Source organism: Bacillus sp. FJAT-49711 (genome assembly GCF_018343715.1).
Classification (GTDB): Bacteria; Bacillota; Bacilli; order Bacillales; family Bacillaceae_C; genus Lederbergia.
Genome location: NZ_JAGYPL010000005.1, coordinates 24,299 through 48,580, shown reverse-complemented (window position 1 = coordinate 48,580; position 24,282 = coordinate 24,299). Strand labels below are relative to the sequence as shown.

At 38.1% G+C, this 24,282-nt stretch carries 27 protein-coding genes; 24 read left to right on the top strand and 3 right to left on the bottom strand.

Annotation, left to right across the window (positions count from 1 at the left end; genetic code table 11):
- Positions 1 to 129: 129 nt before the first annotated feature.
- Both KHA96_RS20325 and KHA96_RS20320 read left to right on the top strand, forming a co-directional pair.
- The gene (locus tag KHA96_RS20325; RefSeq protein ID WP_249315828.1) at positions 130 to 1,458 is read left to right on the top strand and encodes an aminotransferase-like domain-containing protein; all 1,329 of its coding nucleotides are present in this window, start codon (positions 130 to 132) and stop codon (positions 1,456 to 1,458) included.
- A 90-nt stretch (positions 1,459 to 1,548) separates the two neighbouring features.
- Positions 1,549 to 1,929: a GNAT family N-acetyltransferase gene (locus KHA96_RS20320; protein ID WP_213131174.1), complete on the top strand. Its 381-nt coding sequence runs from the start codon at positions 1,549 to 1,551 to the stop codon at positions 1,927 to 1,929.
- A gap of 90 nt (positions 1,930 to 2,019) precedes the next feature.
- On the opposite strand, the gene KHA96_RS20315 is transcribed toward KHA96_RS20320, so the two are convergent.
- Positions 2,020 to 2,436: a hypothetical protein gene (locus KHA96_RS20315; protein ID WP_213131173.1), complete on the bottom strand. Its 417-nt coding sequence runs from the start codon at positions 2,434 to 2,436 to the stop codon at positions 2,020 to 2,022.
- Between the two features lie 224 nt (positions 2,437 to 2,660).
- Here KHA96_RS20315 and KHA96_RS20310 point away from each other — a divergent pair, with 224 nt between their 5' ends.
- From KHA96_RS20310 to KHA96_RS20285, 6 genes are all read left to right on the top strand, one after another.
- A complete protein-coding gene (locus KHA96_RS20310; protein ID WP_213131172.1) occupies positions 2,661 to 3,479 on the top strand; it encodes a histidinol-phosphatase in 819 nt (272 codons plus the stop codon).
- Positions 3,480 to 3,501: 22 nt separating this feature from the next.
- Complete coding sequence (locus KHA96_RS20305; protein ID WP_249315818.1) at positions 3,502 to 4,365, top strand: aldose epimerase family protein; 864 nt, start codon at positions 3,502 to 3,504, stop codon at positions 4,363 to 4,365.
- A gap of 81 nt (positions 4,366 to 4,446) precedes the next feature.
- Positions 4,447 to 5,718 carry an alkaline phosphatase gene (locus KHA96_RS20300; protein ID WP_213131170.1) on the top strand — a complete coding sequence of 424 codons (1,272 nt, stop codon included), beginning with the start codon at positions 4,447 to 4,449 and terminating at the stop codon, positions 5,716 to 5,718.
- A gap of 27 nt (positions 5,719 to 5,745) precedes the next feature.
- Positions 5,746 to 6,666, top strand: coding sequence for an alpha/beta hydrolase (locus KHA96_RS20295; protein ID WP_213131169.1), 921 nt, complete (start codon positions 5,746 to 5,748; stop codon positions 6,664 to 6,666).
- Positions 6,667 to 6,783: 117 nt separating this feature from the next.
- Positions 6,784 to 8,739 carry an aconitate hydratase gene (locus tag KHA96_RS20290; RefSeq protein WP_213131168.1) on the top strand — a complete coding sequence of 652 codons (1,956 nt, stop codon included), beginning with the start codon at positions 6,784 to 6,786 and terminating at the stop codon, positions 8,737 to 8,739.
- A gap of 14 nt (positions 8,740 to 8,753) precedes the next feature.
- Positions 8,754 to 8,930, top strand: a complete 177-nt coding sequence (locus KHA96_RS20285) for a hypothetical protein (RefSeq protein WP_213131167.1) — start codon at positions 8,754 to 8,756, stop codon at positions 8,928 to 8,930.
- Between the two features lie 39 nt (positions 8,931 to 8,969).
- Here the strand turns inward: KHA96_RS20285 and KHA96_RS20280 are convergent, their stop codons facing one another.
- A complete protein-coding gene (locus tag KHA96_RS20280) occupies positions 8,970 to 9,569 on the bottom strand; it encodes a DUF421 domain-containing protein (protein ID WP_213131166.1) in 600 nt (199 codons plus the stop codon).
- A gap of 125 nt (positions 9,570 to 9,694) precedes the next feature.
- Here KHA96_RS20280 and KHA96_RS20275 point away from each other — a divergent pair, with 125 nt between their 5' ends.
- The gene (locus KHA96_RS20275) at positions 9,695 to 9,838 is read left to right on the top strand and encodes a hypothetical protein (protein ID WP_213131165.1); all 144 of its coding nucleotides are present in this window, start codon (positions 9,695 to 9,697) and stop codon (positions 9,836 to 9,838) included.
- 20 nt (positions 9,839 to 9,858) lie between these two features.
- Positions 9,859 to 10,437, top strand: a complete 579-nt coding sequence (locus KHA96_RS20270) for a uracil-DNA glycosylase (protein WP_213131164.1) — start codon at positions 9,859 to 9,861, stop codon at positions 10,435 to 10,437.
- A gap of 181 nt (positions 10,438 to 10,618) precedes the next feature.
- Here the strand turns inward: KHA96_RS20270 and KHA96_RS20265 are convergent, their stop codons facing one another.
- Positions 10,619 to 10,735: a YjcZ family sporulation protein gene (locus KHA96_RS20265; protein WP_213131163.1), complete on the bottom strand. Its 117-nt coding sequence runs from the start codon at positions 10,733 to 10,735 to the stop codon at positions 10,619 to 10,621.
- A gap of 172 nt (positions 10,736 to 10,907) precedes the next feature.
- Between KHA96_RS20265 and KHA96_RS20260 the strand changes: the two genes are divergently transcribed.
- The 14 genes from KHA96_RS20260 (at position 10,908) to KHA96_RS20195 (ending at position 24,133) form a co-directional block, all read left to right on the top strand.
- Positions 10,908 to 11,747: a glycoside hydrolase domain-containing protein gene (locus tag KHA96_RS20260; protein ID WP_213131162.1), complete on the top strand. Its 840-nt coding sequence runs from the start codon at positions 10,908 to 10,910 to the stop codon at positions 11,745 to 11,747.
- A 331-nt stretch (positions 11,748 to 12,078) separates the two neighbouring features.
- The gene (locus KHA96_RS20255; protein ID WP_213131161.1) at positions 12,079 to 12,828 is read left to right on the top strand and encodes a hypothetical protein; all 750 of its coding nucleotides are present in this window, start codon (positions 12,079 to 12,081) and stop codon (positions 12,826 to 12,828) included.
- A gap of 35 nt (positions 12,829 to 12,863) precedes the next feature.
- Entirely contained in the window at positions 12,864 to 13,724 is an 861-nt protein-coding gene (gene cpaB, locus KHA96_RS20250) for a Flp pilus assembly protein CpaB (RefSeq protein WP_213131160.1), read from the top strand.
- A 37-nt stretch (positions 13,725 to 13,761) separates the two neighbouring features.
- A complete protein-coding gene (locus KHA96_RS20245) occupies positions 13,762 to 14,889 on the top strand; it encodes a CpaE/TadZ family protein (RefSeq protein WP_213131159.1) in 1,128 nt (375 codons plus the stop codon).
- A gap of 7 nt (positions 14,890 to 14,896) precedes the next feature.
- Positions 14,897 to 16,228 (top strand): TadA family conjugal transfer-associated ATPase, encoded by a 1,332-nt coding sequence (locus tag KHA96_RS20240; RefSeq protein WP_213131158.1) that lies wholly within the window; start codon positions 14,897 to 14,899, stop codon positions 16,226 to 16,228.
- A complete protein-coding gene (locus KHA96_RS23420; RefSeq protein WP_213131157.1) occupies positions 16,225 to 17,157 on the top strand; it encodes a type II secretion system F family protein in 933 nt (310 codons plus the stop codon). The genes KHA96_RS20240 and KHA96_RS23420 overlap by 4 nt, the downstream gene beginning before the upstream one ends.
- A gap of 4 nt (positions 17,158 to 17,161) precedes the next feature.
- Positions 17,162 to 18,097 carry a type II secretion system F family protein gene (locus KHA96_RS20230; RefSeq protein ID WP_213131156.1) on the top strand — a complete coding sequence of 312 codons (936 nt, stop codon included), beginning with the start codon at positions 17,162 to 17,164 and terminating at the stop codon, positions 18,095 to 18,097.
- A gap of 587 nt (positions 18,098 to 18,684) precedes the next feature.
- Positions 18,685 to 18,897, top strand: a complete 213-nt coding sequence (locus KHA96_RS20225; RefSeq protein WP_213131155.1) for a hypothetical protein — start codon at positions 18,685 to 18,687, stop codon at positions 18,895 to 18,897.
- A 20-nt stretch (positions 18,898 to 18,917) separates the two neighbouring features.
- Complete coding sequence (locus KHA96_RS20220) at positions 18,918 to 19,301, top strand: TadE/TadG family type IV pilus assembly protein (protein ID WP_213131154.1); 384 nt, start codon at positions 18,918 to 18,920, stop codon at positions 19,299 to 19,301.
- Positions 19,301 to 20,077, top strand: coding sequence for a pilus assembly protein TadG-related protein (locus KHA96_RS20215; RefSeq protein ID WP_213131153.1), 777 nt, complete (start codon positions 19,301 to 19,303; stop codon positions 20,075 to 20,077). Before KHA96_RS20220 ends, KHA96_RS20215 begins: the two co-directional genes overlap by 1 nt.
- A gap of 23 nt (positions 20,078 to 20,100) precedes the next feature.
- Positions 20,101 to 21,483 (top strand): vWA domain-containing protein, encoded by a 1,383-nt coding sequence (locus tag KHA96_RS20210; RefSeq protein WP_213131152.1) that lies wholly within the window; start codon positions 20,101 to 20,103, stop codon positions 21,481 to 21,483.
- Between the two features lie 37 nt (positions 21,484 to 21,520).
- On the top strand, positions 21,521 to 22,885 hold the full coding sequence (locus KHA96_RS20205; protein ID WP_213131151.1) for a hypothetical protein: 1,365 nt from the start codon (positions 21,521 to 21,523) through the stop codon (positions 22,883 to 22,885).
- 26 nt (positions 22,886 to 22,911) lie between these two features.
- On the top strand, positions 22,912 to 23,193 hold the full coding sequence (locus KHA96_RS20200) for a hypothetical protein (protein ID WP_213131150.1): 282 nt from the start codon (positions 22,912 to 22,914) through the stop codon (positions 23,191 to 23,193).
- Between the two features lie 19 nt (positions 23,194 to 23,212).
- Entirely contained in the window at positions 23,213 to 24,133 is a 921-nt protein-coding gene (locus KHA96_RS20195) for a hypothetical protein (protein ID WP_213131149.1), read from the top strand.
- Positions 24,134 to 24,282: the final 149 nt, after the last annotated feature.

Sequence of the window (24,282 nt, the reverse complement as noted above, 5' to 3'; positions counted from 1 at the left end):
TTTTTTGTAAAACTTTGAAGCAATGTAAAGTATACTTGTGAGGAAGTCATTTTTAAAGAAATGGTTTTATACACTGTACCCGTACAGATGTGGAGGAGGAGTCCAACATTGCCTATATATGAGGAAATTATGAAGGAGATCGATCAGCGAGTAACTAAAGGAATTTTAAAGCCTGGGAGTAAATTGCCTTCCATTCGACAGTTATCTAATGAGTTCTCATGCAGCCGGAATACTGTTATAAAAGCATATGAGCAGTTGGAAAAGAAACATCTTATTTATGCGGTGCCTAAAAGTGGCTATTATATTGTAGATCGTTATCAACCTAGTAAAAAGAAATCTATAAAACCAATTATCATTGATTTTTTTTCAGCGGGGCCGGATAAAAAAATCATGCCATTTCGTGATTTTCAACATTGTATGAATCAAGCGATTGACATATATAAAGAAGAGATGTTCTCCTATTCTGAAATTCAAGGAATGAAGTCATTAAGGGAACAGTTAGCGAAGCATTTGCAAGATCTTCAAGTCTTTACTTCAGCTGAAAGAATATGTGTTGTCACTGGTTCTCAACAAGCGTTAAACCTTTTTGTCTCGCTTCCATTTCCAAATGGGAAAAATAATATTTGTCTCGAGCAGCCAACGCACCATGCTTTCATTGAGTCCATTCAAGTACATAACCCTACTGTTTACGGAATCAAGGTCACAAATAAAGGTATAGATCTTGAACAATTGGAATATTTGTTTAAAGAAAAGGACATTAAATTTTTTTATATCGTTTCAAGGTTTCATAATCCAACAGGATATAGTTATACAAATTCGGAAAAAAAGAAGATCGTTGAATTATCTCAAAAATACGATGTTTATATTGTGGAAGACGATTATATGGGGGACTTGGATATTAATTCAAAACGAGATCCAATGTTTGCATTTGACCCTACAGGCAGGGTCATTTATACAAAGAGCTTTTCGAAAGTGCTCCTCCCAGGATTACGTCTAGGAATAACCGTCATTCCTGAAACAATGATAGAGACCTTTTTACGTGCAAAATATGCGGATGATTTGCATACTCCATTACTTACACAAGGCGCACTGGAGATTTATATGAAAAGCGGAATGTATGATGCTCATATTAAGAAGATGCGGACGATTTATCATAAAAAAGGAAAGGTGTTGCAAGAAGCTTTTTCGGAGCATTTACCTGACAATACGTATTCTTGCTCCCATTCGGGGTTTTACTCTACTGTTGAGATTCCGTCACATGTAAAGTCGAAAAAGCTTGTAGAAGAATTAGGGAAGGAAAATGTCCTTGTACAAGATGCCAGTATTATGTATTTACCGCAATATAAAAAAGAAAACGTGATACGCTTAAGTGTTTCTCAAGTAGAAGAAAAGTATATTAATATGGGCATTGGAAAAATTGCAAAGGCTATTAAAGAAATCAGGCAAACAGTTAGATAATGAGGTGTAAAAATAGGAAAGCTTAATGCTTCTTATATAAATGCTCCATATGAAATCAGCATAATTAATCTAGAAAGGAGTCAATTATGGATGATTCGGGAAGCTGAGATATCTGATAAAGAACAAATATGTGAACTTTACAGAATGTTAGTACCAAAAAAAAGAGACCGTAATAATTTTTTGCTTGTATACGATAAAGAGGGAGAAATATTGGGGACTCTCACACTAAACATATGTTTACAGGCCTTACATGGCATGGGACCATATGGAATAGTTGAGAATATAGTTGTCCATGAGAAACATCGAAGTAAGAAGATCGGACAAAAGCTTATGCAATATGTTGAGGATTTTTGTAAATTGAAAGATTGTCATAAGATTATGCTTTTAAGTAGTTCGAAGCGTCAAAGGGCTTACCAGTTTTGGGCGGGATATAACGGATCTGTAAGTAAGGGATTCAAAAAATATTTATAATTGTTATTAATCAACGATTAGGACATTATCGTTGCCAATTAGTAAAAGTAAAATGAAAGGTCCCTACAATTTGGCAGGAACCTAATCCATTTAATAAAAATCAATTCTTATCTTTTTTTCATAAACATGAATGGTACAATTTTTTGAAAGCATTTGTTTCATCGTCGCCAATTCCTGTTCATTTAAAGCGAGATCCAAAATTCCTTTTTCGCTTTGTACATAGTCTTGGTCTTGAATCTTATTAAATTTTAGACGCAACAAGTTTTTAAGCCCGTTTATAGTCATGAACTTTATCGAGTATCCATTTTTAATGATAGATTCAAAATCTTTTTCGTTCGTGTTTGCTAGTTTTACTAGCTCTGTAAAGTCGAAGGTTTCATCCATTTTTCTCCAAGGACTTATATCGTTTTTATTAATTTGTTTGAGTATTTGATCGCCCGTAACGCCATTCGCTCTTAGTGTTTCCAACATAAAGGCGGTTGGTAATGAAATCTTTATCGTTTCCAAATTGTATTCCTCCGTTAACTATATAAAAATGTATATGAATATATTGTAATATAGTAATCAACTACGAACAATTAATTATTCTGATATGTTTAATGTGATTTTCTTTTAAAGGCGCTCCAGAGAAAGGTAGTATTATTAATAATTAAATGCTTTTAATCGGCAATTTGCTTTTATTTGCAGTATGATAATATAGAAGAAACAATTATTTGAATTGGAGGAATTATATGAACTCCCATCTTACATTTGATTTTCATACCCATCATGATCGCTGTGGGCATGCCCGTGCCAATATACGGGATTATATCGAAGCAGCTATCGAAAAGGGACTGGATATGATCGGCATTTCCGACCACTCTCCTTATTTTGCGAGCGAAAAGGACCAACTCCATCCAGGAATTGCGATGGCGATAAGTACATTTCCTGAATATGTGAAGGAAGTTTTACAGCTAAAAGAGGAATATAAAGGGAAAATCGATGTCCTTCTAGGAGTGGAATCTGATTTTTTTCCAGAATATATTGACTTATATAGCAAATATTATGATCAGTATCCTTTCGATTATATTATTGGGTCCGTTCATTTTGTAAACGGAGTGAGTATTTTCAAAAAGTCTCGTTGGGAAGGGTTGACAGAAAAAGAACGAGTTCGTACAAAGGAAGAGTATTATGAACTAATTCAACAGTCGGCAAGTTGTGGAGTGTTTCAAATTTTAGGCCATATAGACGCGATGAAGGGATTTTATCCAGACTTTTCTTCGATTGAAACAGATGTAGTGGATCGTACTTTAAAAATAATAGCAGAACATGATGTCGCGATTGAAATTAACACCTCTGGAAAAACAAAAGATTGTGGCGGCTGGTATCCAGCTGATGAAATTCTTGAACGAGCGCTGTATCATCAAGTGAAAGTTACATTTGGCTCCGATGCTCATGATCCTGAACGGGTCGGGGATGATTTTGACTTAGTTAGAGCAAAATTAAAAGAAATAGGATTTAAAGAGTGGGCTTATTTTCGCGAAAAGAAAAGATACCTTACTTCTTTATGATGATCAGAAAGGTTGTTTGAGAATGTACGAGATTGCGAAGGAAAAAGATGAACAATATACGATTTATCATTTAAAAGATAAAGAAACTGGATCTTGGTTGAAAGTAGCTCCTGAAAGGGGCGGGATCATTACATCTTTCGGAGTAAAAGGTGTAGAAACATTATTTTTAAATAAAAAAACGTTCTATGATGAAGAAGCAAATGTCCGTGGTGGAATTCCAATTCTATTTCCGATATCAGGTCAATTACATGACGGAGAGTATGAGTGGGAAGGTACTGTGTACAAAATGAAAAACCATGGGTTCGCAAGAAATCTTCCGTGGGAAGTTATTGATACTAATACAGAGGGTCAGGCTTCCATTACATTGCGTTTAACAAGCAGTGAGGCAACTAAAAATGCGTATCCATTTGAATTTGAAGTTATTTATACATATATTTTAAAGAACAACAAGCTGCAAATTTTGCAAGAGTATGTGAATCGATCTGATAAAGAAATGCCAATTTATGCGGGATTTCACCCATATTTTATAACTTCCAATAAAAAACTTGAGTATGAAACGGATGCGAAAACTTATCGTGATGATAATGATTTTGAAATCAAAGATGTATCAGATGGACTCGATTTAACTAGTAAAATAGAATCCTTCGTATTATTGGATGCCGAGAAAAAAGAAATTGCCTTTACATTACCTGAAATCGATAAACATATTACGCTGAAATACGGTGAAGAATTCAAATATGTATATTTATGGACGGAGCAAGAGCAGGGTTTTATATGTGTGGAACCATGGATGGCGCAAACAGATGAAATGAATCGGAAAGAAGAATTGTACTTCGTGGGAAAAGGCGAATCATTAAAAACATATTTAAATGTGAGTGTGCAGTAGATCAGTTTGGTCTACTGCTTTTTGTATAAAAAAACCTCCTATACAAAACATAAAATGTTGATAAAAGAGGAGGGTGTATGAATGAAACTACGATTTTTACATAATTGGTTTATTGCCTTACTTATTATTTTTATAAGTATTCCTACATTACAAGTCCAAGCTGAGAGCAATGCAGAAGTAAAGAATATCATTTTTATGATCCCGGATGGCTTTTCAACATCGTATGCGACTAATTATCGATTGTATAAAGGAAAGGAACTCGCCATGGATTCGATGTTGGTCGGGATGCATCGAACATATTCCGCCAATTCACCTGTAACGGATTCTGCTGCGGCCGCAACGGCGATGGCGACCGGATTCAAGACGAATAACGGGATGATTAGTGTTTCTCCAGATGGAAAAAAGCTTAAAACAATATTGGAGGCTGCAAAAGTGTCTGGTAAAGGGACAGGACTTGTTGCGACTTCAACAATAACTTATGCAACTCCAGCTGCTTTCGCTGCCCATGTTTCTTCCCGGAAAGAAGAGGCCGAAATAGCAAAGCAATATTTAGATAATGAGGTGGATGTCCTCCTTGGAGGAGGAAAAACATATTTTACATCATTATTGGAAAAAGGGAAAAAGAAAGGATATGAAATTGTTACGAATAAAACAGAGTTAAGCAATGTGAAAATGCCGGAAAAATTACTTGGGCTTTTCGCGATTGAAGGGATGGTTCCTGAACTGGACCGCCACTTAACTAAAGAACCAAGTCTTGAAGAAATGACGAAAGCTGCATTAAGAATTTTAAATCAAAACGAAGCGGGATTTTTCTTAATGGTGGAAGGCAGCCAAATTGACTGGGCGGGGCATGACAATGATGCCGCGTGGGCGATGAAGGATATAGAAGCATTTGAAAAAGCGGTGTCAGTTGCGGTAGATTTTGCGAAAAAGGATAAAAATACACTCGTTATTATAGCGGGTGATCATGATAATGGCGGCATGTCCGTTGGAGCATATGACAAGTATGATGCAAAATTGGATGTGCTTCGGAAGGTAAAATCTTCTGGTCGTTATATGGAAATGCAATTGGACAAAAATCGCAGTAATGCAAAAGAAATAATGAAAAAACATGCAGGAATTGATTTGACAAAAGAAGAAGTAAAGACAATAGAACAAGCTGATAAACCGTTAAAGGCTATTAATAAGATCGTATCTGAACGAGCACTTATTGGTTGGACGACTTCACAGCATACCGGCGTAGACATTCCTGTGTATGCATTTGGCCCAAGATCGGAATTATTTAGAGGCTTGCATAATAATACGGATTTGCCAAAGATAATGGCGAAGGTGATGGATGTGAACCTTCCATAGTAAATATAGAGAGTTAGGGGGAGCATAATGAAAACTTCTATCGATTGGTTCAAGATGGATGATGAAGTTGAAATTTATGTGAAAAAGTGGATAGATGCGGATGTTGAACCAGTTGCTATACTACAACTAGCCCACGGGATGGCAGAATATATAGACAGGTATGATGAATTTGCGGAATACTTAGTTCAGAATGGTATCTTTGTTTTTGGCAATGACCATCGGGGTCACGGAGAAACAGGAGAAAAGACAGGCATGCTCGGTTTTTTTGCTGAAAAAAATGGGTTCGATCGTGTCGTGGATGATCTTTATTATCTCAACGAATCAATTCAAAAAGAGTACCCTCATACCCCCGTTTTTTTGATGGGCCATAGTATGGGGTCGTTTTTAGTTCGAAGATATATACAAAAGTATTCTTCCACTGTTCATGGTGTAATTCTTTCCGGAACTGCCGGAAGCCCAGGGATAGCGGGAAAATTAGGAAAGATCGTTGCAAAATGGGAGGGTCGTGTAAAAGGCCATAAAACCCCAAGCCCATTTCTTGATCGCCTTTCTTTTGGCTCTTTCAATAAAAGTATACAAAACCCTAAAACTGATTTTGATTGGCTTTCGCGTGACGTTAATGAGGTTGAAAAATATATGAATGATCCACGTTGTGGGTTCGTTTGCAGTTCGGGTTTTTTCTATGATCTTTTTGAGGGACTGGAAAAAATTCATGATCCAAAGCTAAATCAATCCATTCCGAAAGAATTGCCGATGTTATTTTTTAGTGGTGATAAAGATCCTGTCGGAGGCAAAAAAGTATTAGAGGTTATCAAGCATTATAAAGAAATGGGTCTATTGAACATTGAATTTACCCTTTTTAAAGATGGCAGGCATGAAATGTTAAATGAAATCAATAAAGATGAGGTCTATCAGCTCACTGGGAAGTGGATCAAAAATCATGTATAAAAACGAAGCATTGTTCCTTAGTCGAACAATGCTTTTTAATTGAATACATTTCTTATGAAAGAACAATCCTATTATGAAGTACTGTAAAAATGAGTGTATTTCTTAGGAGGTAGCTGAATGCCATTAAATATAACGCAAAAATTAATTCAGTCGCATCTTTTATCGGGGGAAATGATTCCGGGATCTGAAATTGGCTTAAAAATTGATCAAACATTAACCCAAGATGCGACGGGGACGATGGTGATGTTGGAGCTTGAGGCAATGGGACTAGAACGGGCTAAAACAGAAGCATCTGCCCAATACGTCGATCATAATCTAATCCAAGTTGACAGCAAGAACCCTGATGATCATCTGTTTTTACAAAGTGCAACGAGACGATTTGGCCTGTATTATAGCCGCCCCGGAAATGGAGTGAGCCACCCGGTACATATGCAGCGTCTAGCTAAGCCCGGTAAAACATTGCTCGGATCTGACAGCCATACTTGTGCAAACGGATGTATGGGCATGCTCGCGATGGGAGCTGGTGGACTTGATGTAGCTTTAGCGATTGCAGGAGAACCTTTTTATGTGAAAATGCCTCAAGTATGGGGAATCAAGCTTACTGGGACGCTTCCTGATTGGGTAAGTGCAAAAGACGTCATCTTGGAACTCCTTCGTAGGTACGACGTAAAAGGTGGAGTTGGAAAAGTTATTGAATATTACGGTCAAGGCGTTGAAACATTAAGTGCGATGGATCGCCACGTAATCGCCAATATGGGTGCAGAGCTTGGGGCAACCGGTACTGTTTTCCCTTCTGATCAAGAAATTAAACGATTTTTAAAAGAGCAAGGGCGAGAAGATGATTGGATTGAATTAGTGGCTGATGCTGAGACGAAATATGATTTAACAGAGGAAATTAATCTTTCTGAGCTCGAGCCGCTCATCGCGAAACCTTCAAGTCCGGGCAATGTCGTATCGGTCAAAGAGGTTGCCGGTACTCCAATCTACCAGTCATATATTGGATCTTCAGCTAATCCAGGTTTTCGTGATTTCGCCATCGCCGCAGAAATTGTAAAGGGAAAACATATAGCCGGGGGGATTTCATTTGATATTAATCCGACTTCTCGACAAATGCTCACCGATTTAGTGAAGGAGAGTCATATCGCAAGCATGCTCCAATCAGGAGCAAGATTACATCAAGCGGGTTGTAATGGCTGTATCGGTATGGGACAAGCACCTGCTACAGGTCGAAACAGCCTGCGGACGACGCCTCGAAACTTCCCAGGACGATCAGGGACGAGGGAGGATAGTGTTTTTTTATGTAGTCCTGAAACGGCAGCAGTCTCCGCACTTGCTGGGAAAATTACAGATCCACGAACAATGGATTTCCCTTATCCAAAAGTACAGGAACCGAGGAATCCTACAGTAGATGTGAATTTACTGGAACCACCTTTGCCTTATGAAGAAGCTAAGAACGTGCAGCTAATAAAAGGGCCAAATATTGCTTCCATTCCTTCCATGGATGAGCTCCATGATCATATGAAAATCCCGATACTTTTAAAAATGGGAGATAATATTTCAACAGATGAAATTTTAGCAGGCGGAGCACGCGTTTTGCCATTCAGGAGCAATCTTCCTGAAATCAGTAAGTTTGCTTTTGAAATTATTGATCGAACGTATTATACAAGGGGAAGGGAGACAGTCGAGTTCGGTGGTCATGCAGTAGTTGGAGGATATAACTATGGCCAAGGATCAAGTCGGGAACATGCCGCACTTGCCCCAAGATATTTAGGGTTGAGGGTAGCACTTGCTAAAGATTTCGCGCGGATCCACTGGCAAAATCTCGTTAATTTTGGAGTATTGCCTTTGACTTTTATCAATCCTGCGGACTATGACAGCTTGAATCAAGGTGATACCTTGGAACTTAAAAACGTCAGAACCACGATTAAACAAGGAAATGAATTTGCAATAAATGTAAAAGAGCGGGACAAGATTATAATGGTGAAACATACTTTATCAGAAAGACAAGTAGACGTAATGTTGGCGGGCGGAATGATTAATTGGGTTAAAAGTCGTCAAAAAATAGCTGAATGAGTGGAGGCAGTAATATGGTTGATCGAGAATTGACATGCAGGGCCTGCGAAGGTACAGGCATGCTATCTGATGATGAAGGCTGGCAATATAATTGCAGTGTATGTAGAGGAGCAGGGGTTGTTGAGGCAGATGGCGGATTACAATCTGCCAAACTAATGTCAGTGGATGAGAATAATCGATTATTAGATTAACGCAAAAAGAAGAAGTGATCATTCACTTTTTCTTTTTGCTTATTGCAAATAATTTGGAGGAGGTTCTTTAGGATCATTTTTCGTGATTTCCGTAAAAATGTTAGTGTCCGAATCATTGTTAATAATTGAACTGCTCATTCGACCTGTTTGTATAAGTTGTATGAGATTGATAATGTCTTCTTTCGTAGCCGGATGTTTTTCAGGCTTTAACGTGTATCCTAATTTTCCATTCACTTCAACAGTCACTGTTTCTAAGTCATTCATTGAAGAGATTCCGAGTTGCCGAAGCCGTTCCTCTAATTTATCGACCGTTAATCTTAATCTTTTCAGGTTTTTTTCATTTAGCTGACCTTTTTCAATAACAAGTACAGATTTCCCAGAGATAATCGTTTCAAGCAGGTCAGATTTTACTTGGATCCATTCTGTTATGACGAGAGCCAACATGAAAATAGCGCCGACTACAATAGTAGTCCATATACTTTTACTCGTTACAGGTTGAATAAGCATTGTTCCGAAAGCAATCATAATAATAGCTTCAGGCATCGTCATTTGAGAAATTGTTTTTCGTCCACTAAGTCTCAAATATAATGTCCCAATTGCAAATATTAATATTACCTTCCAGACCAAATCCATATCCATGATTAAAAACCTCTTTTAATTAAGTTTCATAATCCACATACATGTATTATGTGATAAGGAATAAAATACATACATCTGGATAAGATATGTTGGAATTTTGATTGGGCAGGAGGAATGATGTTTATATGGAAAACTGGGATATGAAATTTGTAAGGGATAATGAAAAAATGAAAACGAGAGAAAAAGAAGACGCGAATAGGGATAAAAAGCAAGAGGCAATTAAGTCTGAAAAACTTCGTTATAAAAATGCAGATGAAATATATGAGTAAACTTTCATGGAGTTCTGAGAATGGCTGATTTTTGCCCTGTAAGATGGCCTGAAATACCGACACCTGAAAATGAAATGAGTTGTCAGGATTGTGGTCTTTATCAGCAAGGATCACGCATGGTGTGGGGAGAAGGAAATCCAAATGCCTCGATAATGATCATTCTAGATAATCCAGGAGCACGCGAGGATAAAGAAGGGAATCCGATCATTTGTGGGACGAGGCAAACATTGCAAAAAGCTGCACACGAGGTTGGTTTACAAATGACAGATTTGTACGTGACATATATTTTAAAAAGACGGCCAGTTCGAAAATATGAAAAAGAGCAGACAAGAGAAATTTGTATGCAACACTTAGAACAGCAGATTTTATCTGCTAAACCGACTTTTATTTTTTGTATGGGGAATGTGGCTGTTCAATCTTTTTTTAAAACAGCGAATGCTGAGGTAAAGAACCTTCGAGGCAAGTGGCATAAAATTCAAGATTACGAAACGGCAGTGGCCTATCATCCACTCGCAGTCAGGCGTCGGCCAAATTTATGGCCTTCTTTTTTGATGGATTGGGAAATGGTATACGAACAATACAAACAATTACGATCATGATTGATAAAAAAGTAAGCCTTTCTTCTACAAAATGGTAGAAGAAAGGCCTTTTTTATTGTCTAGTTTAAGGAGCCCAACGACTAGCTAAACTTCAGCTTCTTCCTACAATAAGTCAACATCAGCTCGTATTGTCTAGCTCTAGGCGCCTTACGCTTTTCTTATATGTTAATGGATATGACTCTTAATAGAATCCTCCGCCATATCCACCAACAAATGATGCACCGATGATAATTAAAAGAATAAACAACACGACAACTAATGCAAAACCTCCGTAACCTGCTCCAAAGCCTCCACTCATTAAAAGGCACCTCCTTTAATCTGGATACCTTATTCTATGTGGCGATTGTCTCTATGTGTTAAATGAACAACCGTAAAATGCCCATTTTTATCGTACAGGCATGAATAGGAATTTATAACCATACCATAATTTTTCCCTTGCATACTCTGGAAGGAGTAAGGAGGGAAGGTAAATGAAGAATAAATCGTTTTTCATTTTCACAACCATGTTTATCCTTTTATTGATTCCAATCATCCTATTTTTTTCAAAAGATGATAATCACCATAAATCCGGGGATAAAAATGGACAAGAAAAGCAGCATGAAAAGGAGGATAGCAAAAAAGGAAACAAAGATAAAAAGAACAATGATAATGGCATCAGCTCAGATGATATTATGTGGGGCGTCGATTCTGCCAGCCTTACTACTAAAGAGTTATACGCTTGTGTGAAGGAGCAATTTGGCACACCAAAAGTTTGGGGAAGATATTTAGGAAATATTGAGGATGTGTCAATTGGATTGACTGCCGATGAAGTAAAGTATCTTCATTCAAAAAAAGCTAAAATCCTCATTATTTATAATCATATTACAGAAGCAAAAGGGTATGAAGATGGTAAATCTCACGCAGAAAAAGCGATCTCAATGGCGAAGAAGCTCAAAGTTCCGAAGGGTAAAGCGATTTTTGCAGACATCGAACCATCATTTCCAGTTGACGCTAAATTCATTGAAGGCTGGTTTGATGAAATGAGCAAATCGTCTTATACTCCAGCAATTTACGGTGTCTTTGCCAAAGAACAAGCATTATTTTCGGCATACAATAAAGCCGCTGATAGTCAAAAAGACTTGAAGAAAAAACTGATACTTTGGACAGCACACCCGCAAAAAGGAATCACCTCTGAGAAAAAAGCACCTAAATATGATCCCGAAGCACCTAAACAATCAAACATACTAGCCTGGCAATATGGAATCGACGCCAAAAGCTGCAACATAGATACCAACCTATTTAAAGGCAAAATAATCGAATACGTATGGTAAATTGTTCGGGTGCCAGGCACTTGAACAATTCTGAATTGTCTCTAAGTTGTTTGAGTGCCTGGCACTCAAACAATATTTTAAAAAAATGATTATATCTTCCCTATTTTTTGATTGTAGGAAAATTTTCTTCCATTTTCTGGAGTTGAATGAGATGGTTACCCAAATTTTAATATGTTAAACCACTTCGATAGACCTTGAAAAAATGAGAACTATTGGAGTGTGCTAGTAAAAAATGACTAGGTGCAAATTTTTGTGATTTTTGGGCTAAATTGACCGATTTGTGAACACATGATATTAGTAAAAGAAGGGTGAAAAGTCACATATTTCTAAAATGAATAAGGAGTATTTTATGCTGTTACTTGTTGATGAAGTTTTAAGTCTTAATGAAGAAGATGAAATGGTTAGGGAAGCATCGCTAAAAGGAAAGTATACTCATCTTCAAGACGCAATTCGATTTATAAAGCCGGGAATATCTCCCAAGAAGCTTATCTTTAAAGATCCGACCATGGACGGGGAGCTGGAGTATTTTACCAACCTATTTAAAGATCATGATAAAATTATCTATTTTTATGATGAGCGGTTTGTGTCCGGCGAAATGTTGGACAGACTTCAAAACTGGCTGCTGCCAAATAAGGTTTTATGGCCAATTCCGATTCGGGGCAACAAAGCAGAGTATTTATTTTTAAAAAATGAAATTCAAAAAATAATACATAACGGTGTAAATTACAATGATGTGATGAATCATATTCAGAATATGAAATCAAAAATATCTAGCTGGGTTATCTCGCCTAGTCCAATGAAAGTCATACGTGCGAATAAATATAGTGCGATTTATAAGGAAGGCAAAAAGAAGATCTTTATGCTCACAGAAGTACTTCCAAATAGAAGAATCAAAACACACCAATCAGGGGATTTGGATGGTTTATGGAAATTCCTTATTGAGAAAAAAGATGCGAAAGAAATTTGGGTAGTCGGTAAGGCGATTGAAAAAGATCTTCCTAACGTAAAAAAGCATATACAAACGGAAAGCGCATCGTTACCAGTGGGAATCCCCTACATTCAGGCTGTAACAATTAATTAGAACAAGAATCTTGTATGGATTGATGGAGGAACGCAATGATTAGTGCGAAAAGAAAAGCTTTTATATTTTTAACGATTGCTTTTTTATTGGCAATCTTGACAGGTTGGTTTATTAATAGCCAAGTTTCCGAGGCGAAGGAATTGATGGGACAATCGGTAAAAGTAGCAGTAGCGAAGAAGGATGTATCGGCCTATACAGAAATTACACCGGATATGATTGATTGGCTAAGCATTCCAAAATCAAGTGCTGTCTCTTCATTTTTGACGAGTGAAAAAGAGATGGAAGAACATCTTTTTATCGTAAACATGAAAAAAGGCGATCTCATTACGAGAAATTTAATTCGATCACGAGTGGATATTCCGGAAGGCTATCGAATTGTTTGGTTAAATCCTACGGAAAACGTCATTATGGATCAGGAAATATTTGTTGGCGATAAAGTCGACATTATCGCATCGTATAAATCGGATAATGAAGGGAAAATAGAAACAAAAAGAATCATGAACAATATTGATGTTATTCAAAGTGAATCAGTTCAATTAGAGGATAAAAACCAAACGGGAATGGCCATTAAAGTTTCCTTAACGATTCAGCAGGCGGAGCAGCTGATTCATATGCAAAATACGGCTGACCAAATTCGAGTATTGAGGGTCAATCAGCTCGAATCGAATAATAATGAAATAGATTCCGAGAATAATAACGAGGAAGTCCCTGTACAAGAAGAACCAGTTAATCAAGAAATAAAAGAAAACAAAGAAGTAAAAGAAAAAACAGAAGTAAAAGAAAAAACAGAAGTAAAAGACAATCCACCTGCAAAACCAGCTAATAATGAAAAAGAAAATCCAGCTAAAAAGCCTGCTAAAGAAGAAAAGAAACAAGAAAAGGACGATAAAAAATAATTTTAGGCAGTGAATCAGTGCGAAAAGAGGGTTTTACATGAGAAGTACAAATGCAATGGTCGTCACAGAGGACGAGTCATTATTAACGGATGTAAAAAGAATTTTATATAACTTTGAAGTAATTGAAACGAACGAATGGCAAGGTCCTTATGTAGCAGAAGACGACATTTCGTATTTTCTAATCGACGAATTGATGCTGGATTCTGTTGTTCCTGCTCATATTCCGATGACAAGTGTTTTAATTGGTCTTGTTAGGGATCGTTCCTTTGAAAATGCGAGAAAGTGGATGAAACTTGGAGCGAAAGAGCTAGTCATCATTCCGGATGAACTTGAAAAATTAGTTTCCATATTACAGAAGCCATTTCCAAATTTTATAAGTAATCGTCAGGGAAGTGATTATTACGCCTTTGAAGGTTCTGGCGATGTAAGAGCATTTTACAGTGCAAAAGGTGGGACTGGGAAAACATTAATTGCCGCTATGGTAGCTCAAAATTTACAAATGCAATGTGATCAACGCGTCATTTTAATTGACTTTAATGTGCAGTTTGGCGGTATAGAGGTCGTCTTCGGAATCGAGCCGGAAAGATCATATATGGATTTACTCCCTGTCATAAACGAGCTTTCGATTAACCATATTCAAAATGTTGCGGTAAGAGAAGAAAATACTGGCATCCATGTTTTATTAAGTCCAGCCAATCCTGAGCAAATTGAAACAGCATCTGAAGAAATGATTACAAGAATTATTAGGACATGCAGAAATCATTTTGATCAAGTTATCTTAGATTTGCCGTCTACTTTTAATTCGACTACTTTTACAGCCCTGAATGAGGCAACGCATATTTATTACGTACTGAATCCAGACAGCTTATCGGTTCGTGGATTAAAACATACAATCAATCATTTTCACCGCTATCAAATCGGTAATAAAAACAATGTATCTATCATAATTAACCGAAATAATAGTAAAGCTGAGCTGACGGAAAAAAACATCGGAACATTAATTGATTTGCCGATCATTGGCAGTATTCGTGCTGACTTTTATGGAGTCCAGCCTTTAATCAATATGGGGCGGCCCTTTTATTTTAAAAAACACGATAAAGGCGTATCAAAAACCGCACAAGATGTGAGGAAAATGGTTAAAAAGTTGGTTGTAAAAGGAGTGTGATCTAACAATGCAGTGGTTCGAAAAAGTTAAAGAATATCCATTACATTCACAAGATGAATGGAATGTGATGGACATGGAGTTGGAAAGACGAGCTCGGCATTATAAAAACCGTTTAATAAAAGAATCGGACCTTGAAACGATCACCACTCTTCCACCAAAAGAAATGCGGCAAACAATCGAACGATTAGTGTATCGAATGATTGAAGAAGAAAGGGCCATTATCCCAAGGCAGGAAATGGAAGCCCTCGTAAAGCAGATCATTAATGAGTCTGTTGGGTATGGGCCGTTAGAGGCTTTATTAAAAGAAGATAGTATTACGGAGATTATGGTAAATGGACCAAGGGATATTTACATAGAGCAGGAAGGAAAATTAATTAAGACGGATGTAAGGTTCAAGGACGACCAGCATATTCGCCATATTATCGATCGAATTATTGCGCCAATTGGCAGGAGAATTGATGAAAGCTCTCCGATGGTGGATGCCCGCTTGCATGATGGGAGTAGGGTCAATGCCGTTATACCTCCGATAAGTTTAAATGGACCAATTCTCTCGATTCGTAAATTTAATAAAAATCCTTTTTCTCATAATGATTTAATCAATTTTGGAACCTTTACTGAAGAGATAAGTGAATTCTTGCAAGCAGCTGTACAGGCAAAATGCAATATTTTAGTTTCTGGAGGAACGGGCAGCGGGAAGACGACACTGTTAAATGTTTTATCAAGTTCGATTCCGTTCGGTGAACGTGTCGTCATTATTGAGGACATGGCCGAATTGAAATTCGAACATGATAATTTAGTGCGGATGGAGGCACGTCCCAACAATATGGAAGGGAAGGGTGAAATCAACATTCGTATGCTTGTACGGAATGCCTTAAGGATGAGGCCAGACAGAATTATCGTTGGGGAAGTTAGGGGCTCAGAAGCAATTGATATGCTTCAAGCGATGAATACGGGACATGAGGGGTCGCTTACGACCGTCCATGCCAATTCACCGAAAGACGCACTCGGGCGCCTAGAAGCGATGGTCATCATGTCGGGACTTGCCCTTACTGTTGATGTTGTTCGCCAATATTTTGTCGGTGCACTTGATTTAATTGTCCAAAGTGAAAGACTGCCCGATGGAAAAAGAAAGCTCGTCAGTATTGCAGAAATAAATGAGAAAAATGGTGGCATTGAAGTGAACGACATTTTTAAGTTTGAACGGCATGGCGTTGACGACAAAGGAAGAGTTTTAGGCTCTTTCGTCTCTACAGGTTATGTCCCTAAAGTATATACCCGAATGAAACAGCACGGGATTGAGATTCCTTCAACACTTTTTAAGGAAGGGGTGTTGTTGTGAATGCAATTGTATTAACAGGAAGTGCTACTTTCTTTTCGCTCTTTATTTCAATTTATTATTTTCTAAACTATAAAAATGTAAATAAAGCAAATAAGAAAATGGAGAAATGGTTTGATACTGAGCTAAATCAAGAAAGAAAGAGCTCGATTATCTTAATTGGTGATAAATATGATCGATCGGAATTAGCGGAAGATTTAAAAAAGAAGTTAGTTCAGGCAGACATTCAATTAAAGCCATCTGAATATGCAGGTATTTGCATCCTTCTTTTTGGAGCGTTTCTGTTTGCAGGTCACTTTTTATTCAAGCTTATTTTTATCATAAATATCACATTAGCATACTTAATCATTTGGTTTGGCTCTAAGCTTTTTCTGAAGTCCAGGCAAAATCAATTGACGGAAAAGCTGAATCGACAATTGCCGGAAGTTTGCCGCATGATGAGCAATACGATGAAGGCAGGACTTACGATACCACAAGGGATTGAAATGGTCGGCGAGGAATTAAAGGCGCCGATTGGACCAGAGTTTAAAGGGATGGTTCAGCAGCTTCGGCTAGGGACAAATTTTGAAGATGTAATGAATCAGCTCAGGGAAAGATTTGCTAGTAAAGAATTAAACATCTTTGTCAGCACCGTTGTCATTCAACATCGCGTTGGCGGAAATTTAGCGGAAGTGCTAAGCATTATGGCAGATACACTTGAGGAAAGAGCAAGGGTGAATAAGGAAGTCGATACCGTCACTGCGGAAGCGAAGTTTATCGCGCTTATTCTTCCAATCATGCCATTAATGATGGCTTTGATGATGAATTTATTCATTGAAGGCTTTTTAAATCCGCTCTTTACAAAATGGGGACTTGTCCTATTAACAATTTTTATAGGGATGCAGCTTCTTGCGTTCCTTGTCATTCGAAAAATAACAACGATAAGGGTGTAGCTCTATGAGTCCTTATTTTGAGATACTCGTCCAATTGCTAACAGTCATTGTTTTAATATTTATTCTTATTGGCTTTGTCTTTATATGGCTTTATATTGTGAAAAAAGAGAAATTACTCGTTCATTTGCAAAAATCGAAATTGATGAAAAGTCGTAGGAAATTCGCAGAAATCATTTGGAAGCCACTCATTAAAGCGGCGGAATATGTGGGCCCGACGGCACAACAGTATAAATTAATGTTCGATTTTGAAAAAGATGAACAAATGCTTGTCAGAGCCGGAAATCCAATGGGGTTGACTCAAAAAGGCTTGCACGGATTAAGGTTTGTACTCGGAATGGGATTACTGTCTTTTTCCATTATCTATTCATTTTTAGGCATGCCATTTGCCCTTTTTTCATTACTGCTATTACCGATAATTGGGTTTGCGTTTCCGTCACTTTGGATCATGTATTTGGCAAAAGAAAGGCAGGAAATCATTAGTACAATGATGCCCGACTTCCTAGATACCGTAAGCATTACCTTGCAAGCAGGAGTATCATTGGATGCCGCATTACGCCAAGTGACAAACCAAATGGAAGGTCCGCTGAGCGAGGAATTCCAACGATTTAATAGAGAAATAGATTTAGGGGTTCCAAGGCGCCAAGCCTTCCAGCACATACTGGACCGCAACACATCAAAAGAATTGGAAATGCTCGTCAATTCTTTAGTGCAAGGGTCGGACCTAGGCGTTCCCGTCTCTACGACATTCCGCGTCCAAGCAGAAAATTTACGTGCTATGCGCGGATACCGGGCAAAGGAAAAAGCGGCAAAAGCAAGCCCGCAAGTAACACTCGTCACCACCTTCTTAGTAGCACCAGCCGTATTTTTATTAATCATCGGATTACTATTTTTGAACATGTTATACAATCCGGAAGCGTTTGGTCTAGACGTGTGGTTTTAAGATAAATAAGTTCTATTTTTTATTGAGTGAGGGCAATTCTCGTTCGGGAGGTTCTATCCCGTTCGGGGAGGTTCCATTTCCGTTCGAGGAAGTTCTATTCCCGTTCAGGGAGGTTTAATTCCCGTTCAGGGAGGTTTAATTCCCGTTCGGGGAGGTTCCATTCCCGTTCAGGGAGGTTTTATTCCCGTTCAGGGAGGTTTAATTCCCGTTCAGGGAGGTTTAATTCCCGTTCAGGGAGGTTCTATTCCCGTTCAGGGAGGTTTAATTCCCGTTCGGGGAGGTTTAATTCCCGTTCAGGGAGGTTCTATTCCCGTTCGGAAGGTTTAATTCCCGTTCGGGGAGGTTTAATTCCCGTTCGGGGAGGTTTAATTCCCGTTCGGGGAGGTTTAATTCCCGTTTAGGGAGGTTCTATTTCCGTTCGGGGAAGTTCTATTCCCGTTCGGGAGGTTCTATTCCCGTTCAGGGAGGTTTAATTCCCGTTCAGAGACTGCTATTCCCTTTTATCCAGAATCTATCCTTTATGAGGCAGATTCATTAACATTTGTGAAACAATTTTAAATATATATATCAATTTAGGAGGAATCATCATGTTAACAAGATTATATGTATCAACGAAAATGAAGTGGGATCAATATGTGAAAAACGAAAAAGGAGCACAAGCGCTTGAGTGGATCGCGCTTGGAATGCTGGTGCTTGCAATCATGGGGGCCATTGCCGCTACGATGAAAGGCGATTCGAGTATGGGTACAGCTGTTAAAAATCAACTAGTGAAAATGATTAATAGTTTGAGTGGTGATTGATTGGATTGGATGTGTTACACATGAAACGAGTATTTCGACATGCCAAAAATGAAAAAGGATCACAGTTAATAGAATTTGTGGCTGTGTTTCCTATGATTGTGATGGCGCTATTGTTTATATGGCAAGTCGCTTTAGTAGCCTATACAGTCGTCGTTGCAGAATCGGCAGCAAGAGACGGCGCTAGGGTAGCGGCGGTTGGCGGTGATTATGGATCCGCCGTCAACCGTGCGGCCCATGGGATTAAAGTGAGCAGCAGCGTATCGGAGGGTTCAAGTTCTTATGGGAAGGAAGTAACCGTAACTGTAAAGGCAAAGGTACCGACTATTAAAATTCCCTTTATTGGAAAGTTTGACCATGAACTTAAAGCTAGTGCTTCCATGCCAAAAGAAGAGGTGGATGACTAATGATAAGCCGCTACGTGCGTAACGAAAAAGGAAATACCCTTCTCGTTATCATTGGGTTGTTAGTAGGGGCTATTTTCATTAGTTTCATCTTTTTTGATTTTTTCACTACGTATGCAAGTAAACGTGTCAGTCAAACGAGTGCAGATGCCGCGGTTCTGGCAGCCGCCAATGAAATAAAAGAAGTGTATGATGAAAAGTTAAAGTCTGAAATAGAAATCCGGATGGACCGTTTGCGTGAGGTAGCAAATGAATTTGTTCAAGAAAAAATTGATGAAATCATGGAGGACAACACAGAGGAAGATGAAGAAGGCAATCCGGTACCTCCACCATCATTAACAGAAAGAGAATTAGACGCTATTTGGAATTGGGTTATGGATAAAATGCAAATTCCTAATGAGTTGAGAAAAGCCGTCAGGTATTCATATGAAGAAGTAGATGCGAATGTGGCTTTAAGGTATTTTTTCAAAAACGTTTGGTATAAAGAATGGTTTAGTAGAGAAGTGAAGGAAATAAATGAAGTGGCATGCGAAGCGATAACAAGATCAGAGCCGCAATGGATGGATGCCGCTAAATATTTTGCAATAAAAAACGGTGCGGAAGAAGACATAGAAATTATTTTTAAAGGAAAAGAATTTAAAGTGATGGCACGAGTAAAAAAATCAGCATCGTTCATTACAGTTAAAGATCAATCTTTCGGTTCAGGTGAACAAGATGTGTATGCCGAAGCTGAAGCAAGCATCAAAACTCCAAAAGGGATTGACATTAAATGTAAATAACTGCTTTAGGAGGTTAATAGATTTTGCAAAAAAAGTTATTTATTTTCGTACTTGTATTTCTAGCTTTAACTTTGAGTGCTTGCTCTTCCAAAGACAATTCAACTGAAGCAAAGGAAAATCAAAACGAATCTACAGAACAAGCAAACAAAGCGGCAGATAATGGCGAAGCAGAAGAAGCGAAAGAAGATGAGGCAGGAAAGGTAATCGAGGCACCAAACCTTCCCGAAGATGCACAATCCTTATTGTCTTACACACCGGGTATGTTCTCTGGAACTTTTTATGATGATGATGAAACCGCCATTGAAGAAGAGTTGTCAAAACTCCCTGCTTTAAAAGAAGAAGATGGTGAAGAAGAGGTAAAAAAATATTGGGCAAAACTTATTTCACTTTTTGCTGAAGATTATCCCGATCCGAATGAAGTAGTTGAAAACTGGAAGAAAGAAGACTTTGGAAACCCTGAAATTGGCGATCCGAGATATGAATTTAAAGAACAATATAATGTCGAGATCATCTTGGATGCCAGTGGCAGTATGGCAGAAACCATTGATGGAAAATCGATGATGGAGTGGGCAAAGGAATCGATTCGGACATTTTCTGCAAATCTTCCGAAAGAGGCGAATGTTGCATTACGTGTATACGGCCATAAAGGAACAGGATCTGATTCTGATAAAAAACTCTCCTGCTCAAGCAGCGAGCTTCTATACGAAATGCAGTCATACGATGACGCGAAATTAAATGAAGCCTTGAATCAATTTCAACCGAGTGGATGGACGCCAATCGCGGAATCATTAATACAGGCAAAAAAAGATTTTGCAAAATTTAATGGCGATAAAAATACAAATATTATTTATTTAGTAAGTGATGGGGTTGAAACTTGTGATGGAGATCCTGTAAAAGCTGCTAATGAGCTTGCTGCATCATCTGTTGCGCCAATCCTGAATGTAATTGGTTTTAATGTCGACAGCGAAGGTCAAACTGAGCTGAAAAAAATAGCAGAAGCTGCGGATGGAACGTATTCTACTGTTCGAAATGTTGAACAACTTCAAGCAGAATTTGATCGTTCACAAGAAATGGCGACGAAATGGCTTGATTGGAAGATAAATGCGGAATCACAAAATATTGATACGGTTCTAGCAAGAGAAGAAACCATTTTTGAATATAAAAACGAGTTTGCGGATAAAAGTTCATTGGAAATCCGCAATTTAGACAAGGCAATTCTTTTCCTTTATAAAAATGATCAAATTTCTACAGATCAAAGGGAAATATTTAAAACATTGCGCCATGCTCGTTATGATTTAACAAATAAAACTGAAAATGAGCTATATAATGACCTTCTGAAATTGGCACAAGAAAGCTACAAGGAAATCGAAAAAGAAATCAATGAAAAATATAAGCAGGGAAGTTGAATAAAAATCGTAAAGCCTTGTAAAAGGAGGTTTCCGGATGCAGAAATGGGCCAGTCGTATGTTAAAAAGTCTCATGCTTATTTCTCTCTTATTTTCAGTTCCCGTTACAACAATGGCCGCTAGTAATGTTGGGGACATAGAGTATGAGAATAATAGTTTAACACCTACTGAGCAGCAAGCATGGGGCAATAATGGTGGTATTTCCCTTAATCCAATAGATTGGAATTGGAAAAAAATCGGTGACTTTTTTAAAGATATTCTTGATAAAACGATAGAAGGTGCAAAAATAGGTTGGCATGCCTTTACTAAGTTTTTATCTGATGTTGGGGAAATGATTGCATCGGCTTGGGATGCATTGCCTGATTGGGTGAAGGATTTAATTGTTACTATTGGGATTATTTTAGCTGCTATTGCTATTATTGCTTTATTAGTAGTGGGAGGAGTTATAACAATCGCAGTAGCTATTGTAGCGGCAATTGCAGCCATCATTGCAGGAATTGTCTATTTTGCCTTGTATGGCGGCACAGATGCATTTAATCCGTTGCATGCAGCCGGTTGGATTTTCGGAGCGGCAATTGCAGGAGGATTACTCGCTTTTGCAGTGGAAACAGGGGCGATGGCTGCGTTCCTTACATGGTCCGGAAATATATTGAGAGTTGGAATTGGCAAAGTAGGTCTTGCCTTAAGCACAGGTTGGCGCTTTGTCATGACTAGAGCACTAGTACCAGCTTTTCAAGCGACCGTGAATGCTATGCGGGGAATAAGTATATGGCTGAGATTTCAAGCGGCTAAGGGTTTATTAATCACAAATCTTTATCGCTTCGCCCACGGTGGTTGGATGGGACTAGCAAAACATATTTTTGGTATAGGTCTAAAAGGAGCAGGTGTATCAGTTGCTTTTGACTTAATAACGGGAAATTGGGATCCGAAGTCAATCGGAATCAATGCCGTATTTGGATTTTTCACAGCCTTATTGGGTGTTGGTTTATGGACGAGAGTGAGAGAGGCAGCCAAATGGGAAAGAATCGGGTGGCTCGCATACAGTGGTGGAATTGGAGCCTTTTTGGAAGGCGCAAAGCAGCTTGTTACAGGTAATGGATTAAACTGGGGTAACATCGGTATCAGTACTTTAGTTTGGGGTTCGTTGATTCCAATGAATTTATGGTTAAATAAGGCTGGTATTTCAGGAATTTTAGTGGATTTGGCAAAGAAATTCCCAACGAAGTTTTTTACTGATACGTATAAAGATGTTATATACTGGAATAATCCAGATACTCACCCTGAAAACCGTTTGAAAAATATGTGGAACAGCTACGTAGATGCATGTAATAATTTTAAACATGATGTTTCTACCGGTTTTAAAAATTTGTATGAACGGTTATTTTGGTGGAAAACCTTTTAAGCTAGGTTCTGTTAGGAGTGGTATTCATGAGTGATCGAAGTTGGAGTTTTATCGGGTACTTTTTTACCGTGACGATTATTGTCGGAGGGCTTGGTTTAGCATTTTATGCTGATAAAAATAATCTTGAGCCCTTTTTTGGAAGTACGGCTGTTAAGTATGCGGTCATTATTTATTGTTTGATTGGAGTATTCTTTATTGTTTATAGTGAGGTACGAAAAAGGGTTCAAACAGTGAGTATTAAAACGATCGGGACTACGATCGTAGCCATAATAGTTATATTTGCCTTCTTAGCGCTTACGCGTTTGTAAAAGAAAGGAATGATTGTTTTTGAGTTCAAAAGTTAAACCGCCTTCCGAAATGACTCCCGTTGCAGATACAGAGAAACAATGGGCCGATCCTTTTGTCGGCCCGTTTGAGGTGGGATTCATAAGCCCGATAATCGTTTATAACAATCATTCGTACCGGTTATTTGGTGTATATAGTGGTCGTGAGGATAATATGGCGGCATTGCATTTTCACAAGTTTCATATTTTTGGTGAAGACGGAAAAGTGGTTGATAATGAGGAGATTGCTCATTATTGTCTTCAAGTGTATCTCACCTTTTACACGTTAATGGTTAGCGAGAATGAATTAAAGTCTGCATTGCTATATCAAAAAGAGGATGATTTACAGCCGGATTTAGCAAATCTTAAGGAAACAATGGAAGAAGGCTATTTGAATGAACATGGGAAGCTTTCCAAATTATTCGGTGATGTAGATGAAATGCTTGCTTATATAAGTGAAGTGAATGAGCCAGAGGAGAAAATGCATGAATATGCTAAAGAAATAACTGAGCTAATGGATGAAATTCGAGATACGTGTAAAGTGGAAAATGAGACATTTGCACAGTTATTATTCTCAACATTACAGTTCAAAAAACATGCGCGGCAAAAAGGAATCCTTCTCATGCAAAATCAAGATAAACTACGCATGGTGAGGACGTTGCTGCAAACTGAAGTCACCAATAAATATCTCGACGTCTTCCAAAAAAATACAGCAAACAAAATCATAAACAAAATCAGCAGCGAAATAGATTACCAACAAGTCGTCTACACTTCCCACGACAAACTTTTCGTCACACCTAAAAACTACATCAAAAAACTGCAAGAAATCCCTGATGACTACATAAGACTACAAGCAGAACAATTTCTAAGAAAAAAATGGCTCGTCCGGAAGAAGCCCTCGTTCCTAAGCAAACTTAAAAAATAATTGTGCGAGTGCCCACTAGTGTTGCACGTTTGTAAAAAAATGTAAGGTCAGACTAAATATTAATTTTCCACCTTGCGGTAAAATAAAAAAACTCCTAATGTAGATAGGGAAAGACGACCTCATCAGTTCCCTACACTACAAAAGGAGCA